This window comes from Thalassovita gelatinovora, assembly GCF_001458355.1.
GTDB lineage: Bacteria > Pseudomonadota > Alphaproteobacteria > Rhodobacterales > Rhodobacteraceae > Thalassobius > Thalassobius gelatinovorus.
In genome coordinates this window covers 151,157-166,705 of sequence record NZ_CYSA01000016.1, presented here as the reverse complement: position 1 = coordinate 166,705, position 15,549 = coordinate 151,157, and the positions used below count along the sequence as shown (strand labels likewise).

General features: G+C 59.5%; 13 protein-coding genes. 8 read left to right on the top strand and 5 right to left on the bottom strand.

The window, feature by feature from the left end; translation table 11 throughout:
- Window positions 1–316: 316 nt before the first annotated feature.
- Complete coding sequence (locus TG4357_RS09155) at window positions 317–1,948, bottom strand: long-chain-fatty-acid--CoA ligase (RefSeq protein ID WP_058262577.1); 1,632 nt, start codon at window positions 1,946–1,948, stop codon at window positions 317–319.
- 291 nt (window positions 1,949–2,239) lie between these two features.
- Between TG4357_RS09155 and TG4357_RS09150 the strand changes: the two genes are divergently transcribed.
- A complete protein-coding gene (locus tag TG4357_RS09150) occupies window positions 2,240–3,205 on the top strand; it encodes an NADPH:quinone oxidoreductase family protein (protein WP_058262576.1) in 966 nt (321 codons plus the stop codon).
- Window positions 3,206–3,305: 100 nt separating this feature from the next.
- Here TG4357_RS09150 and TG4357_RS09145 read toward each other — a convergent pair whose 3' ends face one another.
- From TG4357_RS09145 to TG4357_RS09135, 3 genes are all read right to left on the bottom strand, one after another.
- Window positions 3,306–4,133 carry an IclR family transcriptional regulator gene (locus TG4357_RS09145; protein ID WP_058262575.1) on the bottom strand — a complete coding sequence of 276 codons (828 nt, stop codon included), beginning with the start codon at window positions 4,131–4,133 and terminating at the stop codon, window positions 3,306–3,308.
- A gap of 100 nt (window positions 4,134–4,233) precedes the next feature.
- Complete coding sequence (locus TG4357_RS09140) at window positions 4,234–5,919, bottom strand: long-chain-fatty-acid--CoA ligase (protein ID WP_058262574.1); 1,686 nt, start codon at window positions 5,917–5,919, stop codon at window positions 4,234–4,236.
- A gap of 14 nt (window positions 5,920–5,933) precedes the next feature.
- The gene (locus TG4357_RS09135) at window positions 5,934–6,710 is read right to left on the bottom strand and encodes an SDR family NAD(P)-dependent oxidoreductase (protein WP_217621229.1); all 777 of its coding nucleotides are present in this window, start codon (window positions 6,708–6,710) and stop codon (window positions 5,934–5,936) included.
- Window positions 6,711–6,925: 215 nt separating this feature from the next.
- Here TG4357_RS09135 and TG4357_RS09130 point away from each other — a divergent pair, with 215 nt between their 5' ends.
- Window positions 6,926–7,888 carry a class 1 fructose-bisphosphatase gene (locus TG4357_RS09130; RefSeq protein WP_058262690.1) on the top strand — a complete coding sequence of 321 codons (963 nt, stop codon included), beginning with the start codon at window positions 6,926–6,928 and terminating at the stop codon, window positions 7,886–7,888.
- A 29-nt stretch (window positions 7,889–7,917) separates the two neighbouring features.
- Entirely contained in the window at window positions 7,918–8,601 is a 684-nt protein-coding gene (gene rpe / locus TG4357_RS09125) for a ribulose-phosphate 3-epimerase (protein WP_058262572.1), read from the top strand.
- Window positions 8,602–8,632: 31 nt separating this feature from the next.
- Here rpe and TG4357_RS09120 read toward each other — a convergent pair whose 3' ends face one another.
- Entirely contained in the window at window positions 8,633–9,193 is a 561-nt protein-coding gene (locus TG4357_RS09120) for a PAS and helix-turn-helix domain-containing protein (protein WP_058262571.1), read from the bottom strand.
- Window positions 9,194–9,277: 84 nt separating this feature from the next.
- Here TG4357_RS09120 and TG4357_RS09115 point away from each other — a divergent pair, with 84 nt between their 5' ends.
- The 5 genes from TG4357_RS09115 (at window position 9,278) to TG4357_RS09095 (ending at window position 15,544) form a co-directional block, all read left to right on the top strand.
- The gene (locus TG4357_RS09115) at window positions 9,278–10,576 is read left to right on the top strand and encodes an acetylornithine deacetylase/succinyl-diaminopimelate desuccinylase family protein (RefSeq protein WP_058262570.1); all 1,299 of its coding nucleotides are present in this window, start codon (window positions 9,278–9,280) and stop codon (window positions 10,574–10,576) included.
- A gap of 15 nt (window positions 10,577–10,591) precedes the next feature.
- The gene (locus TG4357_RS09110; RefSeq protein ID WP_175473939.1) at window positions 10,592–12,076 is read left to right on the top strand and encodes an ABC transporter substrate-binding protein; all 1,485 of its coding nucleotides are present in this window, start codon (window positions 10,592–10,594) and stop codon (window positions 12,074–12,076) included.
- A gap of 116 nt (window positions 12,077–12,192) precedes the next feature.
- Window positions 12,193–13,140, top strand: coding sequence for an ABC transporter permease (locus TG4357_RS09105; protein ID WP_058262569.1), 948 nt, complete (start codon window positions 12,193–12,195; stop codon window positions 13,138–13,140).
- Window positions 13,137–13,955 (top strand): ABC transporter permease, encoded by an 819-nt coding sequence (locus TG4357_RS09100; RefSeq protein WP_058262568.1) that lies wholly within the window; start codon window positions 13,137–13,139, stop codon window positions 13,953–13,955. The genes TG4357_RS09105 and TG4357_RS09100 overlap by 4 nt, the downstream gene beginning before the upstream one ends.
- The gene (locus TG4357_RS09095; RefSeq protein ID WP_058262567.1) at window positions 13,955–15,544 is read left to right on the top strand and encodes an ABC transporter ATP-binding protein; all 1,590 of its coding nucleotides are present in this window, start codon (window positions 13,955–13,957) and stop codon (window positions 15,542–15,544) included. The genes TG4357_RS09100 and TG4357_RS09095 overlap by 1 nt, the downstream gene beginning before the upstream one ends.
- Window positions 15,545–15,549: the final 5 nt, after the last annotated feature.

Sequence of the window (15,549 nt, the reverse complement as noted above, 5' to 3'; positions counted from 1 at the left end):
CGGGGATGGGAGGAGACCCGTTTCGCCCATCCCCTGTTGCGATTGGGGTGAGCGCCCGGTTGGTTGAGAAACCCGCCGGGCGTTTTTGCGTTTTGGTTAACAAGGCGGGCTTAACTTATTGATGTACAAAAATTTGTGGGCATTTGTGGGTTTTGTATCGCGCAACGATACAGATGCCCGCAATGCGGCGAATCGCGGGGATATATTGCCGGGAGAGTGCCGGGCTGAAGCCCGGCCTACATCCGGTTACGGGCGAGCTGAAAAGAAAAGGGCACCGTGAGGTGCCCTTCGGGTTTGAGGGTCGTTTTGACCCGGATCAGCGCAGATCGGGCAGTTTGTAATCGGCAAACTGCTGGCGCAGGGTCAGTTTCGAGGTCTTGCCAGTCGCGGTCATCGGCAGTTCCTCGACCCAGATCAGATCATCGGGCAATTGCCATTTGGCGAAATGTTCCGACATGTGGTCGTGGATTTCTTCAAGACTGGGCCGGGCATCGCCCGAAGGCACCGCAATCAGAACCGGACGTTCGTCCCATTTCGGATGCGGCATGGCGATGGCCCCGCAATTGGCGATGGCGGGATGCGACATGGCGGCGTTTTCCAGATCAATCGAGGAAATCCATTCGCCCCCCGATTTGATCAGGTCCTTGGACCTGTCTTGCAGGGACAAGAATCCGTCGGTGTCGATGAGGGCGATATCGCCGGTACCGAACCAACCATCGGCGTCGATGGCTTTTTCGGAGGCATCGGCATTGTTGTAATACCCCGACACAACGGAATTGCCGCGCACATAGAGTTCGCCCATCGCCTTGCCATCCTGCGGCAGGCGGTTGCCGTGATCGTCGACGATTTTCAATTCCACCCCGAAGACGCGGCGGCCTTGCAGGGCTTTCTTGTCGATCATCTGATCGAAGGGCAGTTGTTTAACCCAGTTGGGCATCACGCCATGGGTGCCGATCGGGGACATTTCGGTCATACCCCAGGCATGGCCGACTTCGACCCCCAGCTTTTCGAAGGTTTCGATCATCGAGCGCGGCGCGGCAGAACCGCCAACCACCACATCGGCGAAGCCTTCGGGTTTGCGGCCCTGAGCCTTGATTTCGGCCAACAGGCCCATCCAGACGGTGGGCACGCCCCATGCGGAATGGACTTTTTCATCATCCATCAGTTTGAACAGGCTGGCCCCGTCCATCCCGGCGCCGGGCATGACCATGTTCAACCCGAGCAGCGGCGCGGTATAAGGCAGGCCCCAGGCGTTGACGTGGAACAAAGGCACCACTGGCAACACGCTGCTGCCTTCGGGCAGGGCACCGCCGAGCACCGAAGTGACCATCAACGCATGCAAAACGGTGGAGCGGTGGGAATAAAGCGCGCCCTTGGGATGGCCGGTGGTGCCGGATGTGTAACACAGGCCCGAGGCGGTATTTTCGTCGAATTCGGGCCAATCGAAACTGTCGGGCTGGCCGGTTAGCAATTCTTCATAGCACAGCGCATTCAGGCTGTTTTCCGGCATATGCGCCCGGTCGGTCATGATGATGAAGACCAGATCCTTGGGCAGGTGTTCCTTTACCGCTTCGAGGACGGGCACGAAGGTGGTGTCGACGAAGATCAGTTTGTCCTCGGCGTGGTTGACGATATAAATCATCTGTTCCGCCGACAGCCGCGGGTTGATCGTGTGGCAAACCCCACCGATGCCGGAAATCGCGTAATACAGTTCGAAATGGCGATAGCCGTTCCAGGCCAATGTCGCCACCCGGTCGCCCAGCCGCACGCCGTGGCCCTGCAACGCATGTGCCAGCTGTGACACACGCGGTAGGGTTTCGGCGTAGGTTTGCCGGTGAATGTCGCCTTCGGTGCGGGCCGAAACGATTTCGCCGCGCGGATTGGCTTCGGCGGCAAAGGTCAAAATATCACTGATCAACAGCGGACGCTGCATCATCATGCCAAGCATGATCTCCTCCCTATGTGTCATTCCTCTGCGTCAAGATAGCGTGGCGCAGGGGGTTTCAAAAGCATATTCGTGCCGTGGGGCGTTCCAAATTCTGTTTTGTGCTCAAGGGATTGTCTAAATGCGGAAAAGTGTTCCGCAAAATGGGCGCGGGGTTTGGGAATCGCTGAAATGCCGTACCGTTATTCCGGTTTTGCGGGGGCTGTTTGTTGCCTGGGGTGGGGCAGAGAGGTAAACTTAAGCGGAACAATCCGGCCCCAGACGGGACCGGAAGTGACCCCGGAGGAGACCCGTATGAAAGCCATCATCTGCAATGAATTCGCCCCCTTGGATCAACTGGACTACGCCGATTTGCCCGACCCGGTCGCGGCCGGTGATCAGGTGGTGATCAAGGTCGAAGCCGCCGGGGTGAATTATCCTGACGGCCTGTTGGTTCAGGGCCAGTACCAGATGAAGCCCGACCGCCCCTTCGTGCCGGGGATGGAAGCGGCCGGCGTCGTTGAAAGCATCGGGCCGGATGTGAAAAACCTGAAAGTCGGCGACCGGGTGGCGACGATTTGCCAATTGGGCGGCTATGCCGAAAAGGTGGTCACCGAAGAGGGCCGGGTTTTCCCGATCGGTGACATGGATGGCGGCGACGCCTGCGCGTTGATGGTGGCTTATGGCACCTCGCATCATGCGTTGAAGCAGCGGGCAGATCTGAAACCGGGCGAAGTTCTGGTGGTGCTGGGCGCTGCGGGTGCGACCGGGGTGGCGGCGATCCAGATCGGGAAGATCATGGGCGCGCGGGTGATCGCGGTCTGTTCGTCAGAAGAAAAGCGCGAGATCGCTTTGAAAACCGGGGCTGACGAGGCGATCGGCTATGACAACCTGAAGGACCAGTTGAAGGAAATGACAGGCGGCAAGGGGGCCGACGTGGTCTATGACGTGGTCGGCGGCGCGGCGTTCGATGCCTGTTCGCGGTCGATGGCGCGCAATGGCCGGTTGTTGATCATCGGGTTTGCCAGCGGCACGATCCCGCAATTCCCGGTCAATCTGGCATTGGTCAAGGAATATGCCGTGGTCGGCGTGTTCTGGGGCAATTTCACCCGCGCCGAACCGCAGGTCTATGCCGACAATATGAAAGAGCTGATCGGTTGGTATCAGACCGGCAAGGTCAAGCCGGTGGTCGAAGGCCGGTATCCGCTGGCAGACGCGGCGAATGTTCTGACCCGGGTATTGGGGCGCGGTGCGACCGGCAAGATCGTACTGGAACCTTGAGGGGCTGACGGGGCTTGTGCCGTTGATCAGGAGTGTTTTGCGGATGGCCGGGCTGAAGCCCGGCCTACATCCCGTATTCGGTCCGTGGTGCGGTTTGCGCTCAGACCCCGGTTCTGGCGATGTTATCTTTCATCTCGACCAGTCTGGGGCCAAGTTCCTGTACCAGTCTTTCACGCGGCAGGATGTAGCCCGGACCACCGAGGTTATAGGCCAGCATCGGGGTGTCGCCATGCATCGATCGGTACGGTACTGACACCGCGTGCACATCCGATTGCCATTTGCCCAGACTGACATAAAAGCCCTGATCGCGGATCTGTTCTTGCGCGTTGAAGATTTCGTCGCGGATTTGCGGCCATTCGTCGGGGCCGTAGCGGTCTTCGATCTGTTCCATGATCTGATTGCGCTCGGCTTCGCTGGTGCCGGCGATATAGGCGCGGCCCATCGCCGAGCGGGCCAGTGAAATCCGCGACCCGACATTGAGCTGGAGCGAAATCATCCCCTTGGCCGCGCGGGCGCAGGCGATATAGGTCATCGCATTGTCGTCGCGCCCGCCCAGTGCCACCAGAACGCCGTCGCCGCAATCATCGGCCAGCTTTTGCATAAAAGGCTGCGCGGTTTCGCGGATTTTCATACCGCCAAGGCAGGCATAGCCCAAGCTGAGTACCGGCACGCCCATCGTGTAGCGCCCGGTGCCGTCGTCATAGGCCAGATAGCCCAGTTTCAACAATGTATAGCTGAGCCGGGACACGGTGGAATTGGGCAAACCGGTGCGTTCGGCAAGTTCGCGATTGCCCAACCCGTGCAAATCGGAAGGGCGGAAGGCGCGCAGGATTTCAAGCCCGCGATGCAGGGCGGTGACGAATTGACGATCACCACTAAATTCATTGTCGGCTGAATCTGCTGCCGTCTCGCCTGTTCTTTTTCTCACGCCACGTCCCCGATCTGGCTTGTTTTGCGGGCCTTATTTCTTTTTTTACCCGGTGCAGTTATGTGAACTGCATATGGTGGGTCAAGCAACTTGGATTTTTCTACCCGGCTGCTTTTTCTTCTCGTCGTTGCTTTTCGCGCTCTTCATCCTGCAACTGACGCCACAGAATCTTGTTGCTGCCCGATTTGGGCAGGCTGTCGACAAACACGATTTCGCGCGGAATTTTGTAGGCGGACATTTCGCCTTTGCACCAGCCGATGATTTCTTCGGCCGTCATCGGGACGGATTTGCTGGGCACGACAAAGGCTTTGACCGTTTCGCCGCGCCGCGGGTCCGTGGTGCCGATGACGCAGGCTTCGACGATGCCGGCGCATTTCAGCATCAGCATTTCAACCTCGGCGGGCCAGACCTTGAAGCCGGCGGCGTTGATCATCCGCTTAACCCGGTCGACCATGAAGAAATAGCCGTCTTCGTCATAATATCCCAAGTCGCCAGTGCGCAGGAAAGTCGTTCCGTCGTGATCGACAAAGGCTTCTTTGGTGGCGGTTTCGTTGCGCCAATAGCCTTGGAACACCTGCGGTGCGGCCATCACGATTTCGCCGGTTTCATTGGGACCAAGTTCGTGGTCGTCGCCGACCGCGAGCACCCGGCAATCGACATCGAAAATCGGCAAGCCGAGGCATTGGCGCTTGGGGGCCTGCACCGGGTTAATGTGGGTCGCCCCGATGGTTTCGGACATGCCATAGCCTTCGATGTAATCGAGACCGGTCATGTCTTTCAGTTTTTTCGCAATGGCTTCGGGCATCGCCGCGCCACCGCCGCCGATCATTTGCAGCGATGACAGATCGTAGCTTTCGAAATCGGGATCGTTGACCAGATCAATGGCCATGGTGGCAATCGACCGCCAGCGGGTGACCCGGTAGCGTTCGATCAGCTTGGCCGCGCTGGCGCGGTTCCAGCGGGTCATGATCACCATGTGGCCACCGGTGATCAACGGCGCGTTCATCGCGGCCTGCATCCCGGTCACATGGAAGAAGGGCAGTACCGACAGGCTGATATCGGTGTTGTGCATCGGGTTCCAGACCACGCCACCATGGGCAACGACGTAAAGGCTGCGATGAGTATGGACGCAGCCCTTGGGTTGGCCGGTGGTGCCCGAGCTGTAAGGAATGACCGACAGGTCATCCAGCGTGGCGTGTGCTTCTGCCGGGGTCAGACCGGCGGCGATGGCATCGGTCCAGCGGGTGATGCCGGGGCCTTGGATATCGGCCGGGTCCAGTTGATCCAGCGGGGCAGGCAGCGGAATGTCGTCCTGCGGATCGGCCAATTCACCGTAATGGGTCGCGATGATCGCGTTCAGCGCGTCTTCTTCCAGCAACGGGGTGGCAAATCCCAGCAATTCTTGCCCGGTTAGCATCACCGTGGCACCGGAATCATGGGCGTAATGCTGCAATTCGGCGTGGCGGCTCATCGGGTTGACCGGGATGGCCACCGCATCGGCGCGTAGGATCGCATAGAAACCAATCACATATTGCGGCGCGTTCTGCATATAAAGCAGCACCCGATCGCCTTTTTGCACGCCGCAGCGCTGTTGCAGATAGGCGGCCAATTTTTCGATCTGATCCCACATTTCGGCATAGCTTAGCGTGTGGCCGTGATAGGTCAGCGCGGGGGCAGATCCCCGTTGCGCCACCTGATCGGCCAGTGCCTGAACGATGGTGTGGTTTGGCAGGGCCAGGGTATGAGAGACCCCTTCGGGCCAATGAGAGAAGTGACGGTCGAACATCGGGACCCCTGTTATTAGTATTTCATGCCGGGCATGTTCAGCGACGCGGTGTTGCCGCCATCGACTGGCAATGCCTGTCCGGTGATGAAGCTGGCATCGTCAGAGGCCAGAAAGGCAATCGCGGCAGCGATTTCCTGCGGTTTGCCAAAACGGCGCAGTTCGGCGCGCGATCCCAGCTTGTCCTCTTTGCCCTTGTCGCGGGCATAATCGAACACCGGCTTGGTCATGCCGGTTTCGATCAGTCCCGGGCAGACCGCGTTGACGCGGATATTATAAGCGCCCAGATCGCAGGCGGTGGTTTGGGTCAGGTTGATCACCCCGGCCTTGGACGCCGAATAGGCATTGCCGCCCGCGCCCGACCGGATACCGGCGACCGAAGCGGTGTTGACGATGGCGCCGCCGCCCTGTTCGATCATCGCGCGGGCGCCGTATTTGATGAAATACATCATGCCAAACAGGTTGACCTGAAACACCCGTTGCAGTTTTTCACTGTCCAATTCGGTGATCGAATGATGGGTGCAGACCATCCCGGCATTGTTGCAGATGATGTCCAGTCTGCCATAGCGGTCCAGCACCGCCCTGATGCAGGCTTCGACCGCCTGTTCGTCGGCGACGTCGCAGACCATGGCCGTATGCGTCCCGCCGGTATCGGGCAGCGCCTGTTTCAGTGCATCGCCGTTGATATCGACCAACACGACCGATGCGCCTTCGTCGGCCAGTCGTTTTGCCGTGGCTTTGCCTATGCCGCTGGACGCGCCAGTCACAATGGCGGTTTTTCCATCAAATCTCACCAGTCAGTTCCTCCCTGTTGGGCGTCACAGTGGCACAAAGATCCGAGACGATCAATAGAATGCGGAAGGCGCTTCCGCATAGTGGGAATTAGACCCCGGCACGCGCATGCGAAAGTCCGCTAACATGGTCGCATTCGCCATTTCAGGCATTCAAATTTGCGCCAATGTCTGCGATAGCCTGTCGGGCAGATTCAGTTGCCAAGGCGGATTCCATCATGACCACGCATCCAGACGTACTTCCCCACGATCTTATTCCCGAGGCCCTTTATCCGACGCTGAGCACGCTTTGCGCGGTGTCGATCGACGTGGCCGGGGTGATCGCACGCGGGACGTTGAGCGGGGCTTTGGCCGAACAAGTCGGCGAAAACACCGATGGCGACAATCAAAAAGCGCTGGACGTGATGGCCGACGAAATGTTCGAAGCCGCGTTGCGCGGTGGCGATGTGCGTTGGTACGGATCGGAAGAACAGGAAGACGCGCTGCTGTTGTCGGAAAACGGCAAATACGCCTTGGCCATCGATCCGCTGGACGGATCGTCCAATATCGATGTGAACGTGTCGATCGGCACGATCTTTTCGATTTTCGACACCAAGGAGGGGGCCGAGGAAAGTTTCCTGCGGCCCGCAAAGGAACAGATCGCGGGCGGCTATATCCTATATGGTCCGGCGACCTGTCTGGTGGTGACGTTCGGCAATGGGACGCAGCAATATATTCTGGACCCGGTCAAAGGCGTCTTCGTGTTGGTAGAGGCCGCGATGCAGGTGCCCGAGACATCGAAAGAATTCGCCATCAACGCGTCGAATTATCGCCATTGGACCAAGCCGGTGCGCGCCTATATCGACGATTGCCTTGAAGGCATGAACGGTCCGCGCGGCAAGGATTTCAACATGCGCTGGGTCGGGTCTCTGGTCGCGGAAACTCATCGCATCCTGACCCGGGGCGGGATTTTCCTGTATCCCGGCGATTCCCGTCCGGGCTATGAAAACGGCCGGTTGCGAATGGTCTATGAATGCGCCCCGATCGCCTTTGTGATCGAACAGGCCGGCGGCATGGCGACCAATGGCGAAGTTCCGATTCTGGATCAGCAGGCGACCACGCTGCATGGCCGTATCCCACTGGTCTTCGGCAGCACCGACAAGGTGCAGCGCGTCGCCGACCACCACACATTGACCGCGTAACGCACCGCCCGCTTACAGGAGAGACATATATGAGTTTTGACCGTTCCCTCAAGATCGCGCCGTCGATCCTGTCCGCCGATTTCGCCAATTTCGGCCAAGAGATCGAAGCGATCGAGGCGCAGGGCTGCGACTGGGTGCATGTCGATGTGATGGACGGGCATTTCGTGCCCAACCTGACCTTCGGCCCGCCGCTGTGCAAAGCGATCCGCAAACATATCGACACGGTGATGGACGTGCATCTGATGATTGCGCCGGTCGATCCCTATATCGACGCCTTTGCCGAGGCCGGGGCCGATATCCTGACTGCGCATTTGGAATCCGGGCCCCATATCCACCGCACGCTTCAGGCGATCCGCGGCGCGGGCTGCAAGGCGGGGCTGGCACTGAACCCGGGCACCGGGGTGGAAGACATCGATTACCTTCTGGACATGGTCGATCTGATTTGCGTGATGACGGTGAACCCCGGTTTCGGCGGGCAGAAGTTCATTCATAGCCAGATCGATAAGGTGAAAAAGCTGCGCGCGATGATTGGTGACCGACCGATCCATATCGAAATCGACGGCGGCGTGACGCCTCAAACCGCGCCCTTGGTGGTGGACGCCGGGGCCGATGTTCTGGTCGCGGGATCGGCGGTGTTCAAGGGCGGGTCGGTGGACAACCCGGCCCCTTACGGCGACAATATGCGGGCGATCCGCGCAGCGGTCGCGGGCTGATCAGTTCGAACCGACGGTTATTTTTAAGGGGTCAGGACGCCGGGCCACCCTGTCCGAACCCGGCCATCCGGGCCAGCAGAACCGCTACGTTCTTGACCTTGAATTTGCGCAGCAGCCGGGCGCGCACGTCTTCGATGGTGCGCGGTGACAGATTCAGAACCTGCGCGATTTCCTTGCTGGTACGGCCACGCGCCAGCCACATCAACACTTCGCGTTCGCGCGGTGTCAGGCTGGGCCCGAGCGGCGTGTTTTCGATCAGTGCAAAGCTGAGAATAATGCGCGCCAACGGGTCCTTGGGCGTTAGGGTGCGGGCGCGAAACCGGCACCAAACATGGCTGCCATCGGATTTCTGCATCAGGCGTTCATCGCTGTAGGGCATATCCTGTTTCAGCGGTTCCAGCCCGATATCGCGAATTTGGTGAAATTCCTGATCGGTGCCGTAAAGCAGCCGGAAACTTTGACCCAGCAATTGCGGTTTTTCAAAGCCGAACATCCGCGCGAACGTGTCATTGCAGGACCGGATCACCCGGTGTTCCGTCAGCGCCAGCCCCATCGGCGCGTTTTCAAAGGCAAGCTGATCGAGATCGTCCATGTCTCACCGTGGTCATACGGTATTGGCACCGTAATATTATCGGACCATCATTTCGTGAATGATGCAAGCCACGAGTTTCAATCCATGATGTTGTCCGACCGACTTTGCCAGGAAATTGACGCCCGGCGCGATGATTTGATCGCGCTGACCCAGGATTTGATTCGAATCCCGACGCTGAACCCGCCGGGCGAAAATTACCGCGAAATCTGCGATTTTCTGGCGCAACGGCTGCGGGGCAAGGGATTCGAGATCGAATTGGTCCGTGCCGTGGGAACGCCCGGCGATAGCGAAAAATATCCGCGCTGGAACGTGATTGCGCGCAAGGAAGGGGCGCAGCCCGGTGAATGCGTGCATTTCAACAGCCATATCGATGTGGTCGATGTCGGGCTGGGCTGGACCACCGACCCGTTTGGCGGTGAATTGAAGGATGGCAAGATTTACGGGCGTGGCGCCTGTGACATGAAAGGCGGGTTGGCCGCGAGCATCATCGCCGCCGAAGTCTTTGTCGATCTTTGCCCCGATTTTCACGGCGCGGTCGAAATCAGCGGCACCGCGGACGAGGAATCGGGTGGTTTTGGCGGGGTGGCCTATTTGGCCGAAAAGGGGTTTTTCACCCCCGAACGGGTGCAGCATGTGATCATCCCCGAACCGTTGAACAAGGATCGGATCTGTCTGGGTCATCGCGGCGTGTGGTGGGCCGAAATCGAAACCTTTGGCGAAATCGCCCATGGGTCGATGCCGTTCCTGGGCGATTGCGCGGTGCGCCATATGGGGGCGGTGATGACCGAGATGGAAGACAGCCTGTTCCCCGCTTTGGCGCAAAAACGCACGGATATGCCTGTGGTGCCGGAAGGGGCCAAGCAATCAACGCTGAACATCAATTCGATTCATGGCGGTCAGGCCGAAAATGAACCTGATTTCAACGGGTTGCCCAGCCCCTGCGTGCCCGACAGTTGCCGCATGGTGATTGACCGCCGGTTCCTGATCGAGGAAAATATCGACGACGTACAGGCCGAGGTGATGCAGGTGTTGAAAACCGTCGGGGAACGGCGCGACCAGTTCCGCTATGATGTCCGCGAACTGCACCGGGTGTTGCCCACGATGACGGAAAAGGACGCGCCGGTGGTGCAGGTGGTGGCGAAGGCGATTGCCGCCACGATGGGCAAAGAGGCCGATTACGTGGTCAGCCCCGGAACCTATGACCAGAAACACATCGACCGGATCGGCAAGCTGAAGAATTGTATCGCTTATGGTCCGGGAATACTCGACCTGGCGCATAAACCGGATGAATATGTCGGAGTCGATGATATGATCGATTCCGCAAAAGTAATGGGCCGATCATTGATTGACCTGCTGGTAAAACCAGAGGCGTCGGCGGCGTAACAGGGAGTTAAGGCTATGAGTTTCAAGATTATCAAACTGGGATTGCTGAGTGCTGCGGCGCTGTCGGCCAGCATGGGAATGGCTTTGGCCAAAAGCGATATCGTGGTGGCGCTTCAGTTGGAACCGCCGCATCTGGACCCGACCAGCGCCGCCGCCGGGGCGATCGATTCCGTGCTTTATTCGAACGTGTTCGAAGGGCTGACCCGGTTCGCGTCTGACGGATCGGTGATCCCCGGATTGGCCGCCAGTTGGGAGATTTCCGAAGACGGCAAGACCTATACCTTCCATCTGCAAGACGGCGTGACATTCCACGACGGCAGCGCGATGGATTCGGCGGATGTGAAATTCAGCCTTGACCGGGCGCGGGCCGAAGACAGCGCCAACGCGCAAAAGGCGCTGTTTGACGGGATCGAAAGCGTTGAGGCGCTGGACCCGGCCACGGTGCAAGTGACCCTGAGCGAACCGAATGGCAGTTTCCTGTTCAACATGGCCTGGGGCGACGCGGTGATCGTGGCACCGGAAACCATCGCGGATATCAAGACCGCGCCGGTCGGTACCGGGGCGTTCAAATTCAGCAACTGGGTGCAGGGCGACAAGATCGATCTGGAAAAGAACGCCGACTATTGGGGTGCGCCTGCCAAGTTGGACAAGGTGAGCTTCAAGTTCATTTCAGACCCGACCGCCGCCTTTGCCGCGGTGATGGCCGAAGATGTGGATGCCTTTGTCGGTTTCCCGGCCCCCGAAAACCTGCCGCAATTCGAAGCCGATCCGCGGTTTCAGGTTCTGGTCGGGTCGACCGAGGGAGAAACCATCCTGTCGACCAACAACAAGATGCCGCCATTTGACAACGTCAAGGTGCGCGAAGCGCTGGCCCATGCCATCGACCGGCAGGCCATTATCGATGGTGCGATGTTCGGCTATGGCACCCCGATCGGCACCCATTTCGCGCCGCATAACCCCGATTATGTCGATTTGACCGGGATGAGCGGGTATGATTCAGAGCTGTCGAAGAAACTGCTGGCCGAAGCCGGGTTCCCCGACGGGTTCAAGACCACGCTGAAACTGCCGCCGCCGTCCTATGCCCGGCGCGGCGGCGAAATTATCGCCGCCCAGCTGCGCGCGGTCGGGATCGAGACCGAGATCAGCAATCTGGAATGGGCGCAATGGCTGGAACAGGTGTTCAAGGGCAAGGATTTCGGCCTGACCATCGTCAGCCACACCGAACCGTTCGATATCGGCATTTATGCCCGGCCCGATTACTATTTCCAGTATGACAATGCCGACTTCCAGAAGCTGATGGCCGATCTGGCCGTGACCAGCGATCCGGCCAAGCGCAGCGAGATGCTGAAACAGGCGCAGGAAACCATCAGCAAGGATTACGTCAACGGCTATTTGTTCGAACTGGCCTTCCCGACCGTGGCGAATGCCAAGGTCATGGGCCTGTGGAAGGACGCGCCGACCCAAGCGACCGACCTGACGGCGGTGTATTGGGAAGACTGATCGCCTGAAACGGGGCGTCCGGGCCGGTTGCCGGTTTCGGACGCCTTCGGCGAGAGTATTTTTACCAAGAAGAAGTTGGGGCTTTGAGAGCCTTTGAAGGGTGAGCTGCCGGACGGATGCTGCGCTATTTCCTGAAACGATTGCTGTCTTTGGCGCTGAGCCTGGTGGTGGCTTCCCTGGTGATTTTCCTGGCGCTTGAAGTGGTGCCGGGGGATCCTGCGGCCTATATGCTGGGGATCAATGCGCAAGAAGACACTTTGGCGGTTTTGCGCGATCAGCTGGGGCTGAACGGGACCGTGGTCGAACGCTATTTCGCCTGGGCCGGCGGGATGCTGCGGGGCGATTTCGGGATTTCCTATACCTATCGCACCCCGGTGGCCGAGATGATCGGCGAACGGTTGTGGATTTCGTTGCCGCTGGCGCTTTATGCGCTGGTGCTGTCGACGCTGATCGCTTTTCCGGCTGGGATCTGGGCGGCGTCGAAGCGCGGATCGGCGGCAGATGTGACCGTGATGGGGGTGACGCAACTGGGCGTGGCAATCCCGAATTTCTGGTTCGCGATGCTGATGGTTCTGGTCTTTGCGATCAATCTGCGCTGGTTTTCCGCCGGGGGATTTGTCGGCTGGGATGCCGGTTTCGCGGCGGCGCTGAAATCACTGACCCTGCCCGCGGTGGCGCTGGCGCTGCCGCAGGCCAGCATTCTGGCGCGGGTGATGCGCTCCAGCCTGTTGGACACCTTGTCGGAAGATTACATTCGCACCGCGCGGGCCAAGGGGTTGAGCCGGGGGCAGGCCCTGTGGCGGCACGCGCTGCGCAACGCGTTGATCCCGGTGTTGACCATCATCGGGATGCAGTTTTCGTTCCTGTTGGCGGGCGCGATCATCATCGAGAACGTGTTTTTCCTGCCCGGTCTGGGCCGGTTGGTGTTCCAGTCGATTTCAGCGCGTGATCTGATCGTGGTGGAATCGGTGGTGATGCTGTTGGTCTTTGCGGTGATCGTGGTCAATTTCGCGGTCGACATGGCCTATGCCGTGGTCGATCCTAGGCTGAGGACACGGCGATGAAGGGCAATCGCAATCTGTGGCTGGGCGGGGGTTTGACGCTGATCTTTGCCAGCGCGGCGCTGATCAGTTTCCTGTGGGTGCCCTATGACACCACGGTTCTGGACATTGCCAACAAGATCAAGGGACCGAGCGGCGCGCATCCGTTGGGTACCGACCATTTCGGCCGCGATATCCTGAGCATGATCATGGTCGGTGCGCGGACCTCGATCGCGGTGGCCTTGGTCGCGGTGGGGATCGGCATGGGGCTGGGCGTGCCTTTGGGCCTGACGGCGGCGGCCAAGAAGGGTAGTTTGCTGGACGAATTGATCATGCGCGGCAATGATTTGGTCTTTGCCTTTCCCAGCTTGTTGATCGCGATCATGATCACGGCGGTTTTCGGGGCTTCGGCATTGAATGCGATCATTGCCATCGGGATTTTCAACATCCCGGTTTTCGCCCGTCTGACCCGGTCCGGCGCGTTGAGTCTTTGGACCCGCGATTACGTCATGGCGGCGCGGGTGGCGGGTAAGGGCGCGGCACGGATTTCGGCCGAACATATCCTGCCCAATGTAACCAACCTGTTGATTGTGCAGGGCACTATTCAATTCAGCCTTGGCATTCTGGCCGAGGCCGGGCTGAGCTATGTCGGGTTGGGGGCGCAGCCACCGACGGCAAGCTGGGGCAGGATGTTGGCCGATAGCCAGACGATGATTTCCTTTGCCCCGCATATGGCGCTGTTTCCCGGTCTGGCGATCCTGTTGACGGTGCTGGGGTTGAACCTGATGGGCGACGGGCTGCGTGATATGTTCGATCCCAAGCTCAGGAGGGCACGGTGATGAGCCTGTTGAGCATCGAAAACCTGTCATTGTCGATCCACGGTGCGCCGATCCTGCGCGATGTGTCGATGCAGATCGAACCGGGGCGGATATTGGGGGTGATCGGGGAAAGTGGATCGGGCAAGTCGATGACCGCCTTTGCCGCGATGCAATTGCTGCCCGATGGATCGGTTTGCGACGGCCGGATCGAGCTGAACGGGCAAGAGGTTCTGGACCTTGGTGAACAGGATTTGTGCCGGATGCGCGGGCGCGATGTCGGCATGGTGTTTCAGGAACCGATGACGGCGCTGAACCCGATCCGGACCATTGGCGATCAGGTGGCCGAAACCATATTGATCCATGAAAAGGTCAGCCGGGGCGCGGCGATGGAACGCGCCGCCGAGGCGCTGCGCCGGGCCGAGTTGCCGCAAGACCGGTTCCCGTTGAGCCGCTATCCGTTCGAATTGTCCGGTGGTCAACGGCAGCGGGTGGTGATCGCGATGGCGATTGCGCTGCGGCCCAAGCTGTTGATCGCGGATGAACCGACCACGGCTTTGGATGTGACGACGCAGGCGCAGATCCTTGATCTGCTGAAACGGCTGGTGGCCGAAGACGGCATGGGGTTGATGCTGATCAGTCACGATCTGGCGGTGGTGGCCGATCTGGCCGACGATATCGTCATCATGCGCAAGGGCGAAGTGGTCGAAAGCGGCCCGGCGGACAGCTTGTTTCGCACCATGCAGCATCCTTATTCCAAGGCATTGCTGGCGGCATCGACCCATGCGCCAGACCGCGAAGGCGCGCCGCAGGATGTGCCGCTGTTGCAAGTGCAGGACGTGGTGCGGGATTATACGGTTCACATGCGCGGCTGGTGGGGGAAAACCACCACATTCCAAGCGGTCAAGGGTGTCAGTTTCGAAATTCGCAAGGGCGAAAGTCTTGGGTTGGTGGGGGAATCGGGGTGCGGGAAATCCACCCTGACCCGTGCCATTCTGGGGCTGGAAGAGGTGCAGGGCGGGTCGATCCTGCTGGATGGGCAGCCGGTTTTCACCGGCCATCATGCCAACCGCGACATACGCCGGCGTATGCAGGTGGTGTTTCAGGACCCGTATGGCAGTTTCAATCCGCGCTGGAAGGTCGGGCGATTGATCGCGGAGCCTTATCATCTGCTGGAACAACCGCCAGCAGGGCGGGCCAAGGCCCGCGCCATTGCCGAAGCGTTGGAAAGCGTCGGGCTGCAGTCCGAGGATCAACACAAGTATATCCATGAATTCAGCGGCGGCCAGCGGCAGCGGATTGCCATCGCGCGGGCATTGATCATCAAGCCCGAGCTGATCATTCTGGACGAAGCGGTGTCGGCGCTGGACGTGTCGGTGCGCGCGCAGGTGTTGGACCTGTTGGCCGATCTGGGGGATCGGTTCGGCCTGACCTATTTGTTCATCAGTCATGATTTGAGCGTGGTGCGCAATGTCACCGACCGGGTGTTGGTGATGAAAGCGGGCGAGATTGTCGAGCAGGGCGAAACCAAAGCCGTGTTCGACGCTCCGCAGCATGAATATACCAAACAACTGATCGAAGCGGCGCCGGTTTTGCCCGCCGATGTCGCCTGAGGGAG